Genomic DNA, 13,056 nt, shown 5'->3' with positions numbered 1-13,056 from the left:
CGGTATGACGAAGCTGAGTGGAAAGACCGCGATCGTGCTGGGCGTGGCGCCCGGCAACGTGGGGCACGCCATCGCCCGTCGGTACGCCGACGACGGTGCCACCGTGCTCGTCGCGGGTCGGCGCCCGGACGCGCTCGCCGAGGTGGCCGACGGGATCGGTGCGCAGTGGCAGCCGTGCGACATCACGTCCGAGGCGGACCTGGATGCGCTCGTCGAGCGCGCGCGGAACCTGTTCGGACACATCGACGTGGGCGTCAACGCCACCGGGTGGGGTCTGCTCGCCCCGTTCGAGGACACCACCCGCGAGGATCTCGAGCGGATGGCGGCGGTCCAGTTCACCGGGCCCTTCCAGTTCTTCCAGCGGTTGGTCGCGAACATGCCGAACGGCGGCTCGATCATCCAGATCTCGTCGGTCACGGCGTCGATCATGTTCGAGAACCACGCCGCCTACATGGGCACCAAGGCCGGTATCGACCACGTGATCCGGTGCATCGCCAACGAATACGGTGAGCGCGGGATCCGCGCCAACTCGATCGCGCCCGGCGGCGTCGCGGACGCCCCGATGTCGGGCGGTGGACTGAACTACCCACCGATCCGCTCGCTCTACCTGCGCGAGATCCCACTCGGGCGGGTCGGCATCGCCGAGGACGTCGCGAACGTGGCGGCGTGGCTGGCCGGCGACGAATCCGGTTTCGTCACCGGCCAGATGCTGCACGTCAGCGGTGGGCAGACGCTGCGCCGGAACCCGTCGATCGCGGACCTGATCGGAGCGGCCACGCCCGACCAGGCGTAGCTCTCAGCCACCCGGGGTGAGCTGACCGGTCACCCGGTAGAGCCGCCACATCTCGGGCTCGGTGCCGCCGTCGTTGCGCATCTCGAGCACGAGAGCGCCGACGCCACCGGAGCCGGTCTCGAACATCGTCGGGTACCGACGGTTCACGGCGTCGGCCACGCCGCGCTTGGTGTTCGGGACCGCCAGGATGTACTGGACGCCGTTCCCGGCCGGGTCGTCGAGGATCTCCGCGAAGTCGGTGTCCGACGTGATGACGAACTGCTTGGGGTTCGCCGACGCCGTCACCACCGCGAACCCCTCGACGGTGTCGAGCAGGACGGAGCCCTCGGGCAGGTCGAGGCGGTCGAGGTAGTCGGCGATGCGCCGTTCGGCACCGAATGTGCGCAGGATCGCCAGCTCGGTGGGGTCCTGCCGGCCCGGGACGATCGCGCTCGCGATGGAGTGCTCGAGCGCGGCCAGCCGGGCGTTGCCCATCGCGACGGTCGTCACCGCGGTCGATCCGACGAGCAGGCACACCGCGAACGCGACCAGTGGTGACGGTCCCGGGTAGGCCGGGATCGGACGGGGTTCGGGTGCGAAATGCCCGGGGCGGTGCGAGATCACGGGCGCCCGGCTGGGGGTGAGCAGGACGACGAGCACGAACGCGAACGGGATGATCGTGATGTAGAAGCGCAGGAACGGGAACGTCGAATCCATCAGGTACAGCAGCGACTGCGTGCCGAGGACCGCGCCGAAGATCGTGAACGGGACCAGGATCTCGGCGTCGCGGCGGCGGTAGGCGAGCACGGCCGCGACGATCAGCAGCAGTGGGACCGCCGGCCCCAGCACCGCCATCTCCGTCAGCGAGAACACCGCCCGGTCGACGCCCGTGGTCGTGGCACCGCCGCCGGACTGCTCGAGAATCGCGCTGTTGCCGTACACCGACGAGAACTGTTGGAACGCGGTGCCGGTGATCAGCCAACTCGTGAACGACCACGCGACGAAGGCCGCGATACCGGGTCCGACGACGATCGACACCTCGACCGCGGCCGCCCACCAGCGATCTCCCCGCGCGGACTGCGGGGTGGGGCGATGACGGATCACGGTGACCAGGCCGACGAGGGCGCCGGCGACGATCATCGGGGCGATCGCGTCGTAGCGGGTGAGATAGGCGAGCGCCAGCGCGATGCCCGCCGCGATGAGGTCGTGCACGCCGTCGCTGCGCATCCACCGCATGAGCCGGCGGACGGCCCAGCACACGAAGAACACGAACGGCGCCTCGCTCATGCCGTTGGCCGCGTACATGACGATCATGGGGTTGAGGGCGAACAGCGCGGTGAGCACCACCACCAGAACCGTGGAACAGCCACGGTCACGCGCGATTCCGCGGATCTGGACGACGGCGCCGGCCATGAACGCGGCCGACATCACCGCCGCAGTCAGGTTCCAGCGCAACAACTCCGGCCACCAGTGCCCGAGGAAGCCGAGGGGCAACTGCGCGAACGCGGTCAGTGGTGTGAAGACGAATCCGATCGCCGCGAGGTGCGGGTCCCGGCTCAGGAGCACGCCCGAGACCGCCGCGACGCGGGACAGCGAGTCGGTGAAGATGAATCCCACACCGACGTTCATCCACACGCCCACCGCGACGTAGGCGGTGAACAGAATCCCGTACAGCGTCCACGGCTTCCGCCGCTCGCGGACGCGTGGGGTTCCGCGTCCGGCGCCCCCCTGCGCGGGCGCCGGACGCAGGGCCGTCGTCGAGGTCACGACCGGCGCCGGCGCAGCCACACTGTCGCGCCGACCACGATCACGGCGAGGACCGCGGTCCCCGCGACGATCGCGACGATCGCGCCGGTTCCGATACCGGAGTCCTCCTCGGAGTCGGCCTGCGCGGCCACGTCGGTGACCTTGACGCCGATCGCGAACGGCTGCGCGTCACGCGGACCGATCAGGACGTCGCCGGTGAGGCGCGGGAACTGGGACGGATCGGCGTCGAGCCAGCCGAGCAACGCGTCGAGGTCGCCGGGTTCGCCGTTGGACGTCGCCAGCACCACCGTGCGGTTGCCCTGCTCGGTCACCTGCAGCGTGCCGTACGGGGTGGTCCCGGCGACGCCCTGCAGGGCGAGCAGTGCGGGGTCGGCCGACGCGAGCGGCGGCCGCACCGACTGCGGCAGATTGCCGTCGGCGGCGACCAGAATCGCCGGCAGCGTGTCGGTGGCGGCCTCGGTGAGCGGACGCACCCGCGGCTGCAGCGGCAGGTAGCTACTGTGCTGCATCTGGACCAGGAGTTGGTTGGCCCGGCGCAGGTCGCCGAGGCCGTTGTCGCCGAGGCCGACGTCGACGGTCGGCAGCAGGGTCTGCGGCAGCGACGCGAATCCGCCGGGTAGCGGCGGCGACGCGAGGTGCGACGAGACGGTGCTGCGCGGATCGACCGTGAGCGACGACGCGTCGCTGGTTCCGCACTGGAAGTCCCCGGTGATGTCGAGCGCCACCGTGAGCGTCATGAAGCGGGACAGCAGGTTGTTCGGCACGTCGGCGCGGACGTCGAACCTGCCCGTCGAGTCGAGCGGCGCACTGGCCAGTTGGGTACCACCGAGACTCACGGTGAGGATGCCGCTCCGGGACGGCGGCAGCGGGACGTAGGTACCGAACAGGTGCGCCGACAGGTCGCGGATCGGCCGGCCGAGCTGGGTCTGATTGACCTCGATCGGCACCGCGATGCGGTTGAGGCCGGACGCCGTGAGCGAGCCGATCTTCAGCTGCTCGAGCGTCACCACGTCCTGGGCCACCTCCGGCACCTTCACCTCGGGAGCCGCGATCGCGCGACTGGCGGCCGCGTAGCCGTCGAGATTCGCCACGAACAGGTCCACCTGCGACGAGAGTGCGCTCTCGTTGCCGGTGATGCGCAGTACCGGCGCACCGGCGGGAGTCGGCTCCAGCCCGATTCCGGCGTCGGAGGCGCCACCGACGGCGATCGATCGCTCGAACAGGGCCGGGGCCACCGGCGGCACACCGGCACCGGCGGGCAGCTGGGCCACCTCGACGCGGGTGGGCTGATTGCCGTAGTGGTTGACGACGGCCGTGCTCAACGTCAATGCGGCGTTCTGCTCGGCCGCCGACGACGGGTCCGCGACGTAGATCGTCAGCTTCCGGAGAATCGGCGGCAGGAACTCGGCGGGGGACGCCGGTTGACGCTCGGCGCCGGCGTAGTCCACGGCCGCGTCACGCAGGGTCAGCGGGGCGAACTGGCTGCGGTCGTAGCAGCGGTTGTCGACGGGAATGTAGTGGCTCGTGATCGTGAGGTTCACCGACCGGTCGGTCACGGGCAGGCCGTCGAGCGGTACCGACAGCGGGATGCCGCCCTCGTTCGCGGCCGGGATCTCCACCCGCTGGACCACACGGGCGTCGGACCGGACCTCGAGCCACCCCTGCCGGAAGTCCATTGGGGTCGTGAGGCTTCCGGCGAGCCGGCGGGCCTGCAGCCCGTCCGGCACCGGGAGAGTGACGGTCACGGGCGCGGAGTCCGACACGAACTGCAGGTCGGCGGGGCGTCCCAGCTCGGGGAACGGAACTGACTGTCCGGTAGGGACAGTCGCGTCGCTGGAGTCCTGAGCCGACGCCGTGCCGGCTCCCGGCAGAAGCGCGGCGATCGCGACGAGCGTGCCCGTCACGAGCGTTGCGAGCCTGCGTCGCGGCGCGCGCGAGGGCGCCCCCGTCCTTGCCATGAACTCTCCCCAGATCGTCCTCTACGTGCTGCCGGCATCCGGTCGAGTGGGTCGACGACGGTCGGCTGAACGAAGGAACCCGAATCCGAAACTTCTTGTGCGCAGCCAGGGCCCGTCGGAACGGCCACCACGCTCACCTTCGTCGCGACCATTCAATCACGGGTTTGTACCAAACGCTGGTTCAAAAGTTGAAGTTTCATCGGTGTGATTCGGAGAGGTTGGTCACGGAGCGACACCTGTCACTTCGTGTAACACTCCGATCGCTGCCGTGATGAGTCAAGATGGAAGTGCAAACGGTCCGGTGTAGACCGCGTCGCTCGACGATTGCGAAATAGTCTCGACTGCACATGTGTTCGAGCGAGCGGGGAGGAAAAACCACGATGACGCATGCCACCCCGGGCATCGAAACCTCCCCCGTGGGCGACGGCGAGGAGGCCCAGGCCGCCGCCGCTGCGCCGGCGACCGCGGGCGGGAAGTCCTCGGCACCGGCACCGTTCACCGGCACGTCGATCTTGTTGCGGTGGCTGCTCATCGGTGGTTGCTCGCTCGCCGCGTTCTGGCCCTCGGTGGTCCGGACCGTCGACGACCTTCGTGGCGGCGACTTCCTCGGCTACATCCTGGTGATGCCGTTCCTGGCCGCCGTGGCGGCGATCGGCATCGCCCGACGCCGCGCCGGCGAATTACCCATTCACGACCGGCAGATCGACAGCCTCGTCGGCGGGATGGCCCTGCTGGTCTCCGTTGCGGTCCAGTGGCTGCTGCTACCCCGATACGCCGAGCAGTTCAGCGTCCTGCGCATCGATCTGCTGTCGTGGTTGCTGTTCGTCGTGGGCGCTGCGGTGCTGCTGTTCGGGCTGCGACCGGTAGGCCGGTTCTGGCCCGTGTGGCTGATGCTTCTGCTCATCGCTCCCCTCCCCTACCGGATGGTCGTGGTGATGCTGGGCGGCCAGTCGCAGCACGTGAGCGTCGTCCTGACTGCGTTCGCGGCGGCCGCCACCGGAATCGCGGTGGGCAGGACGCGGCGACGCGGCATCGTGGGCGCCGTCGCCACGATCGCCGTGGGCCTCGCCGTGTTGGCCTTCATCTGGTTCGTCTTCCCCGACGTGCCCCGGCTGGTCGTGCAATTCGTGCCCGCCGGTGTCGCGGCCGTGACGGTCGGTATCGGCATGTACCTGCAGTACGGGTACTACTTCACGGACCGGCGTGCCGCCTATTCCGTGGCGCCGCAGCGCCCCACCGCCGTGCGCACCGGCCTGGTCCGCTCCGGCCTGGTCGTCGTCGCGGTCGCCTTCGTGCTCTCCCTCATCCCGCTGCCCGATCCCCCGGCCACCGTCGTCGCCGACGGTCCGTCGACGCCCGGCACGGGCCTGGTCGTGCCGTCGGGATGGACGCAGGAGGACGTAGAGGATTTCGACTGGGCCAACCGCTTCTTCGGGCGCCGCGCCACGCTCGTGCGGCAGACGATCGTCGCCGACGAGGGGAATCCGGACTGGGATTCGAAGGCACGGCCGCGGCGCGTCGTCATCGACACTCTCGACACGCACCGTCCCGCGACGCTCACCGTGTACCCCACCGACACGCTCTACCGCCTCAGGGACGCCCGCCGCAGCCCCACCGTGCCGGTGGATCTCGGTCACGGCGTGCAGGGCGAGTTCTCGACGATCGTCGACGAGGAGGCGCTGCTGACGTGGAGCCTGCTGTCGTTCACGTGGACGCGAGACGACATCAGCCAGCGGGTCAACCTGGTCACCGTCGACGATCATCGCCCGGACGCGATCTTCCCGCGGCCGACGCCCTCGATGGCGTCCGATGTCACCAACACGTTCAACGTCCTGATCCGCGGCAACGCGGTCACCGTGGACGACAACTCCGAGTACAAGGATCGCGACATGCTCGCCGTCGTCGGAACGCAGCTCGTCGACGCCCAGTGGAAGGCGGACGAGGCATGAGCGCCGACCGTTCGGCCGCCGTCACCGACGAGTTCAAGGCCGCGGCGTTGAACGACGCCGTCGACGGCCTGCGGGAGCGGCATCCGCTCGCGTCGGCCGCGGTCGCGTTCGTGCCGTGGCAGCGCAACCTGGCGCTCGCGGTGGCGGCGCTGGTCGTGGGCTGCGCGGTGTTCTTCCCGATCGGCACCTTCACGGTGCTGATCGCGGTGTGCACGCTCGCGTACGTCGCCACCATGATCGACCGTCTGATCATCTTCGCCCGCGGGCTCGACCGGGAGGCCATCGTCACTGTCTCCGACGAGGACGCCCGGGCGATTCCGGACGACGAACTGCCCTCCTACACGATCCTCGTGCCCGCGTACGACGAGACCGAGGTGATCTACGACCTCGTCGCGGGCATGACCGCGCTCGAATACCCGCGCGAGAAGTTGCAGGTGCTGCTGCTGCTCGAGGAGGACGACCACGGCACCGTGGAGGCCGCGAAGGACGCGATCTCTGTGCCGGGCGGCGAGATCGTGACGGTGATCCTGGTGCCCGCCGCGCAGCCGCGCACCAAACCCAAGGCGTGCAACTACGGCCTGCATTTCGCGACCGGTGAGATCGTCACCATCTACGACGCCGAGGACAAGCCCGATCCGCTGCAGTTGCGCCGGGTCGTCGCCGCGTTCGCGCGTCAGCCCGACGACGTGGCCTGCGTGCAGGCCAAGCTCGCCTACGACAACGGCCGCCAGAACCTGCTCACCGGCTGGTTCACCGCCGAGTACGCGGTGTGGTTCAACTTCCTGCTGCCCGGGCTGATGAAGACCAGGTCGCCGATCCCGTTGGGCGGCACGTCCAATCATCTGCAGCGGTGGGTGCTCGACGAGATCGGCGCGTGGGATCCGCACAACGTGACCGAGGACGCCGACCTGGGCGTGCGGATCGCGGCGTCGGGCTACTCGACGGCGGTGTTGGACTCGACCACGATCGAGGAGGCCAACAGCGATCCGATCAACTGGATCCGGCAGCGATCCCGTTGGTACAAGGGGTATCTGCAGTCGTGGCTGGTGCACACCCGCAGGCCGCTCGAGGCGTGGCGTTCACTCGGTGCGCTCAGCTTCATCCGGTTCACCCTGTTGCTGGCCGGGACGCCGATCATCGCGTGCCTCAACCTGGTGTTCTGGTTCATCACGTTCACGTGGCTGCTCGGCCAGCCGCTGATCGTGGCCGACGTGTTCCCCCCGTACATCTACTACGGTGCGCTGGTCTCGCTGGTGTTCGGCAACGCCGCCGCGATCTACATGAACATCGTCGGCTGCCGCGAGACCGGGAACTCGCACCTGCTGCTCGCGTGCGTCACCGTCCCGATCTACTGGCTCATGATGAGCATCGCCGCCGCCAAGGGCTGCTGGCAGCTGCTGCGCAATCCGTCCTACTGGGAGAAGACCTTCCACGGTCTGGGAACACCCTCTCCCCAGTCCCCGGCCGCCCCCCAGTCCCCGGCCGCCCCCTGACCGCGTTTTGCGCACTTGTCGCGGATTTCCGGCGTCCGCCGGCGCGACAAGTGCGCAAAACGCGGGGGTGAGGGATCAGCCGTAGGTGTTGAATCCGGCCATCAACGGGAACAGCGGGTCGTCGTACCCGATGTCCATGGTGCAGTCGTTCGGACGCGGGTCCGGGACGAACGCCCACAGCAGCGCGCCGGCGGTACCGGCCGCGCGCTGACCGGTGATCTTCTGACCGATGCTCGACGCGCGTGCGGACAGCGTCTTGCACGACCCCGCGTTCTCGCCGATCTCTGCCACCAGCAACGGCTTTCCGGCGGCCTCGGCCTGATCGATCCGACGGGCCAGACCGTTCCACTGGTCACCCGGCAGCGGGATGCCGTCGGCGCCGTAGTCGTGGTACTGCACGAAGTCGACGTTGTCGGATTCGGTGACGAACTGGTAGTCGTCGCCGCCGGTACCGCACTGGCCGCCTCCGATCAGGCCCGCGGTAACCAGGTGCTTCGGCGCGATCGTCTTGATCTCGGCGCCCGCCTCCTCCATGAAGTCGCGGAGCACCTGCGCGGCATCGGTGGGGCAGGTGCGCACCCACCAGTCGCAGTTCCCGTTCACGCACTCGCCCGGATCCGGTTCGCCGACCAGCTCCCACGCCGCTACGGACGGGGAATCCTTCCAGCGGTTCACCGCGGTCTGCACCCAGTCCTCGAAGCTGAGCCGGGTGCCGTTCTCGTCGTCGGTCTTCCAGCCGCCCACGTACCACGAGCGGTCCTTGAACTTCTCGCTCTCGCACGCGCCGTCCTGAGCGGACAACACGGGAATGATCATCTGATCGGTGCGCTCCGCCTCCGCGAACACCGCGTCCATGGCGGTGAAGTCCAGTTCACCGGTGAACTTGTTGATCGCGAGTTCCTGGAAGGCGTTGAATCGCGTGAGCGAATGCGGCGGCAGGGAGTCGAAGTACTCGGGCAGATCGACCATCCCGCCGCAACCACGGTTGATGCCCCAGTTCGTGGACAGCTGGTAGGCGTTGAAGCCTGCCGGCCACCACTTCTCGCCGTCGAGGTACAGGCCGTCCGACGCGGCCTCGACACGCCCCTGCGCCTGGGCTTGCGGGGCCAGGCCCGCGCCGCAACTGGCCATCGTCACCACCGACAGCACCGCTACCAGCAACCATCTCAATCTCGGTGTCGTTTTCAGAACTGCCTCGCTTCGTCAACGCGTGGCCGCGGGATGGATCGATTGCCTCTCCCCGACTCCCCGGCGATCCACGGCGTATGGGACCCATCCGCGCCACACTCTAGAGAACTTCCGACAGAAACGCCTGGAGACGTGGGGTTTCCGGATGGTCGAACATTTGGTCGGGGATCCCGGACTCGACCACGACGCCGCGATCCATGAACAGCACCGTGTCCGACACCGACCGCGCGAAGCCCATCTCGTGGGTCACCACCACCATGGTCATGCCCGTGGCCGCCAGGTCCGCCATGAGCGCCAGCACTCCCTTGACCAGTTCCGGATCGAGCGCCGACGTCGCCTCGTCGAAGAACATCACCTGGGGTTGCATCGCCAACGCCCGGGCGATCGCGACCCGCTGCTGCTGCCCGCCGGACAGGTTGCCCGGACGCGAGTCCGCCTTGTGCGCCAGCCCCACCAACTCCAGCTGTTCCACCGCCAGCTGTCGGGCCGCGTCCTTCGACAGCTTCTTCAGTTTGCGCGGGCCGAGCGCGATGTTGTCGGCGACGGTGCGGTGCGGGAACAGATTGAAATGCTGGAACACCATGCCGATCCGCTGCCGCAGCCGATCCGGGTTGTCCGCGAGCACGGAGCGGCCGTCGAGTAGGATGTCGCCCGCGTCCGGCTCGTGCAGCCGGTTGAGCACGCGCAGCAGCGTCGACTTCCCGGATCCCGACGGCCCGATCACCGTGACGGTCTTGCCGGCGTCGACGTGCAGGTCCACGCCCCGCAGCACCTTGTTGGCCCCGAACGCCAGGTGCAGCCCGGTACCGGTGAGGGAGACGGAATCGTCCACGCGTCAGCCCCTTTCCACGACGATCGCCTGCTCGAGGTCGTCGAGCGTGCCGGACGTGTCGGCGCGACCGGTGCGCAGCCGACGGTCGATGTAGTTCACCAGGTGGGTGAGCGGAATCGTCAGTGCCAGGTAGAACAGGCCGGCAGCGACGAGCGGCGACAGGTTGCCGGTCTGCGCGTTGAGGTCCCGGCCCACCGCGAACAGTTCCCGCTGCGTCACCAGCAGTCCCAGGAAATAGATCAGCGACGAATCCTTGATGAGCGAGATGAACTGGTTCATCAGCGCCGGCAGCACCCGTCGCACGCCCTGCGGGATCACCACCAGCGCCATCGACCGGCGGTACGAGAAGCCCAGGGCGCGGGCCGCTTCCATCTGCCCCGGCTCCACACTCTGGATGCCGGACCGGAAGATCTCCCCGATGTACGCCGCTGCCAGCAGCGACAGCGCAGCGGCGCCCAGCCAGTACGGGTTGCTGCCGGTGAGGCCCTTCACGACCGGGCCGACGCCCAGACCGACCAGCAGGATGATCACCACCGCTGGCAGGCCCCGGAAGATGTCCGTGTAGACCCGGGCGGGCCAGCGCAGCCAGCGGGTGCGGGAGATGCCGGCCACCGCCAGCAGCATGCCGATCACGGTGCCGACGATGCCCGACGACAATGCCAGGATCAGGGTGTTCGGCAGACCGGTGCGCAGCAGATCCGGGAACGCGCGCTTGTACAGCTCCCAGTCGAAGAACGTCTCGCCCAGCTGCTGCAACGTCGACTTGGGTTGCGCGGTGGACGGTTCGGTAGTCGAAGCGTTCTGCGCGGCGATGGCCGCGAAGTCCGGCAGTTGCGGTTCGGGCGCGGCCTTGCTGCCCGGTTTCCAGCCCGCGGGTAGTTCCCGCGGCACCCAGTCCGAGTACAGCCGGGACCACGTGCCGTCGGCGATCACGGCGTCGAGACCCGAGTTGAGGGCGTCGATCAGCGGCTGGCGGTCCTTCGCCACCGCCCAGCCGACGTAGTTGTTGAGGCTGAACGTGTTCTGCACGATCGACGCCGGATCACCCGGCGTGATCGCGCCCTGCGCCTGCTGAGACGGCGCCACCCACGCGTCGATCTGGCCGGTCTTCAGGTTCGCGTACGCGGTGTTGTAGTCCGGGAACTTCACTGGGTCCAAGCCCAGGGTGTTCACGACGTAGTCGTCCTGCACGGTGCCCTGCACGACACCGATGCGCACCGACGACGTCAGGTCCGGGAAACCCTTGATCGCGCTCCCGTTCGGCACCACCAGCGCGAAGTAGCCGAAGTCGTAGCCGTTGGTGAAGCCGACCAGGTCGCGTCGGGCGTCGGTGGTGGTGATCGACGACGAGCCGACGTCGAACCGGTGTCCCGCCACCTGCGCGAGCAGTCCCGCGAAGTCCGTTCCGACGAACTCGACCTGCAGACCCAGCTTCGCTGCCACCGCCCGCAGCAGTTCGTTGTCGAATCCGGTGAAGACGTTCTGCGAGTTGACGCAGATGCTGGGGGGTGCGTCGGACAGCGTGCCGACCGTCAGCTTCCCGGGTTCGGCCAGGTTCAGCTTCGACACGTCGACGTCGGCGAGCGGCAGCGTGTCCGGGGTCGTGTACTTGTCCTCGGCAGAGGTCGCGGCCGCGGAGTCCAGGTTGCCGGGTAGCGCGGTGGCACTCTCGACGCCGGGCGGGGCGCACAGGTCACCCGACGTGGCATCGCCGCCCGACGAGCACGCGGTGAGCGCGAGCAGCAACCCGGCGAGCACCACCGCCACCGCCCGGGCGCGGGAGATGGCGGCGGCGGTCATCGAATTCTCGGTCTACGCGAGGCCGGACAGCTGCGGCGGGGTGTGCTCGTCGCGCCAGGCGACGGCCTCACCGAGGGCGGTGAGGTCGTAGTCCGGCCCGCTCGCGTTCACCGTGAACAGCGTGACCCCGGCGTCGACGTAGGCCGCGGCCTCGTCGACACCGTGCCACCACGTCGACCGTTCGATCTCGTGCGGATCACGCTGTACGTCGCCGCAGTGCTCACCGAGGATCGCCGACTTGCGGACGAATTCGTCCCGGTCGCCGAAGCCGTGCCAGATGTCGGCGTACTCGGCCACCAGCCGCAGCGTCTTCTTCTCGCCACTGCCACCGATCATGAGCGGAATGTCCCGGGTCGGCGCCGGATTGAGCTTGCCGAGCCGAGAGGTGATGCGCGGCAAGTACTCCCCCAGCAGCTTGATACGAGAACCCGGAGTGCCGAACTCGTAGCCGTAGGCGTCGTAATCCTTCTCGAACCAGCCGGCGCCGATGCCGAGGATCAGACGTCCGCCGCTGATGTGGTCGACGGTGCGGGCCATGTCGGCCAGCAGGTCCGGATTGCGGTAGCCGGCGCAGCTCACCAGTGCGCCGATCTCGACCCGCTCGGTCTGCTCGGCCCACGCCCCGAGCATGGTCCAGCACTCGAAGTGCGCACCCTCCTGATCGCCGTACAGGGGATAGAAGTGATCCCAGTTGAAGACGACGTCGGCGCCGGCGTCCTCGGCGCGCAATACGGCGTCGCGGATCATGCCGTAATCGGGGGCGTGCTGAGGCTGTAGCTGGATGCCGATGCGCACGGGACGGGTCATGGGAACTCCTTCGCGGCGAGACTGCATCTCACGGTAGACCCAGGGTCGTGGCACTGCACGATGTTGGCCGCCGCACGGCCACGAGTGCAGGGGCGATTGTGGTGATGACGCTGATCCGATTCCCGCGTGGTCGGGCCGGAAGCGGCGTCCGGCAACACTTTCCGGCAGAACTTCCGGTCAAAGATCGTGATTCGCGGCGAGCCACTGCTCGACGCCGCGGAATCCGGGGGTGTCGAACGAGATGCCGCGCCTGTCGATTTCGGCGACCGCCACAACCAGCAACGCTTCGAGGCGTTCGATCTCCCTGGACATCTCGACCACCGACTGCAGCAACAAGGTTTCGGGGAGAACTTTCCCCGCGCCGGTCGGCGGCACGGTGACCGCGACGCCCGCATTGTTCAGTTCCCCCGGTTTCATGACCCGAGCATAGTTCGAACTGATGTTCGAGTCAATCGATCGGGCGCGAGGGCGAATCGTGTGGAGCACACTG

Annotated in this window: 10 protein-coding genes; 3 read left to right on the top strand and 7 right to left on the bottom strand. The window is 68.5% G+C overall.

Annotated features, from left to right (window positions below; translation table 11 throughout):
• The first annotated feature begins 4 nt into the window (after positions 1 to 4).
• Positions 5 to 793, top strand: coding sequence for an SDR family NAD(P)-dependent oxidoreductase (locus C7H75_RS24060; protein WP_172504549.1), 789 nt, complete (start codon positions 5 to 7; stop codon positions 791 to 793).
• A gap of 3 nt (positions 794 to 796) precedes the next feature.
• On the opposite strand, the gene C7H75_RS24055 is transcribed toward C7H75_RS24060, so the two are convergent.
• Both C7H75_RS24055 and C7H75_RS24050 read right to left on the bottom strand, forming a co-directional pair.
• Positions 797 to 2,401 carry an ABC transporter gene (locus C7H75_RS24055; protein ID WP_226347429.1) on the bottom strand — a complete coding sequence of 535 codons (1,605 nt, stop codon included), beginning with the start codon at positions 2,399 to 2,401 and terminating at the stop codon, positions 797 to 799.
• Between the two features lie 134 nt (positions 2,402 to 2,535).
• The gene (locus C7H75_RS24050) at positions 2,536 to 4,497 is read right to left on the bottom strand and encodes a hypothetical protein (RefSeq protein WP_106851952.1); all 1,962 of its coding nucleotides are present in this window, start codon (positions 4,495 to 4,497) and stop codon (positions 2,536 to 2,538) included.
• 380 nt (positions 4,498 to 4,877) lie between these two features.
• Here C7H75_RS24050 and C7H75_RS24045 point away from each other — a divergent pair, with 380 nt between their 5' ends.
• Both C7H75_RS24045 and C7H75_RS24040 read left to right on the top strand, forming a co-directional pair.
• Positions 4,878 to 6,446 carry an exosortase/archaeosortase family protein gene (locus C7H75_RS24045; RefSeq protein ID WP_106851951.1) on the top strand — a complete coding sequence of 523 codons (1,569 nt, stop codon included), beginning with the start codon at positions 4,878 to 4,880 and terminating at the stop codon, positions 6,444 to 6,446.
• Positions 6,443 to 7,939 (top strand): glycosyltransferase, encoded by a 1,497-nt coding sequence (locus C7H75_RS24040; protein ID WP_069855370.1) that lies wholly within the window; start codon positions 6,443 to 6,445, stop codon positions 7,937 to 7,939. The genes C7H75_RS24045 and C7H75_RS24040 overlap by 4 nt, the downstream gene beginning before the upstream one ends.
• A gap of 75 nt (positions 7,940 to 8,014) precedes the next feature.
• On the opposite strand, the gene C7H75_RS24035 is transcribed toward C7H75_RS24040, so the two are convergent.
• The 5 genes from C7H75_RS24035 to C7H75_RS24015 form a co-directional block, all read right to left on the bottom strand.
• On the bottom strand, positions 8,015 to 9,070 hold the full coding sequence (locus C7H75_RS24035) for a cellulase family glycosylhydrolase (protein WP_044991518.1): 1,056 nt from the start codon (positions 9,068 to 9,070) through the stop codon (positions 8,015 to 8,017).
• A gap of 157 nt (positions 9,071 to 9,227) precedes the next feature.
• Positions 9,228 to 9,959 (bottom strand): amino acid ABC transporter ATP-binding protein, encoded by a 732-nt coding sequence (locus C7H75_RS24030; protein WP_005516713.1) that lies wholly within the window; start codon positions 9,957 to 9,959, stop codon positions 9,228 to 9,230.
• A gap of 3 nt (positions 9,960 to 9,962) precedes the next feature.
• Positions 9,963 to 11,759 (bottom strand): ABC transporter substrate-binding protein/permease, encoded by a 1,797-nt coding sequence (locus C7H75_RS24025; protein WP_084969562.1) that lies wholly within the window; start codon positions 11,757 to 11,759, stop codon positions 9,963 to 9,965.
• Positions 11,760 to 11,771: 12 nt separating this feature from the next.
• Positions 11,772 to 12,566: an LLM class F420-dependent oxidoreductase gene (locus C7H75_RS24020; protein WP_106851950.1), complete on the bottom strand. Its 795-nt coding sequence runs from the start codon at positions 12,564 to 12,566 to the stop codon at positions 11,772 to 11,774.
• 177 nt (positions 12,567 to 12,743) lie between these two features.
• Positions 12,744 to 12,983, bottom strand: coding sequence for a hypothetical protein (locus C7H75_RS24015; RefSeq protein WP_022598619.1), 240 nt, complete (start codon positions 12,981 to 12,983; stop codon positions 12,744 to 12,746).
• Between the last annotated feature and the right edge of the window lie 73 nt (positions 12,984 to 13,056).

It is taken from the genome of Rhodococcus (subgen. Prescottella) equi, assembly GCF_003013675.1.
GTDB lineage: Bacteria > Actinomycetota > Actinomycetes > Mycobacteriales > Mycobacteriaceae > Prescottella > Prescottella equi.
Note: the sequence above shows the minus strand (reverse complement) of the source record. Positions and strands in the feature narration are given on the sequence as shown.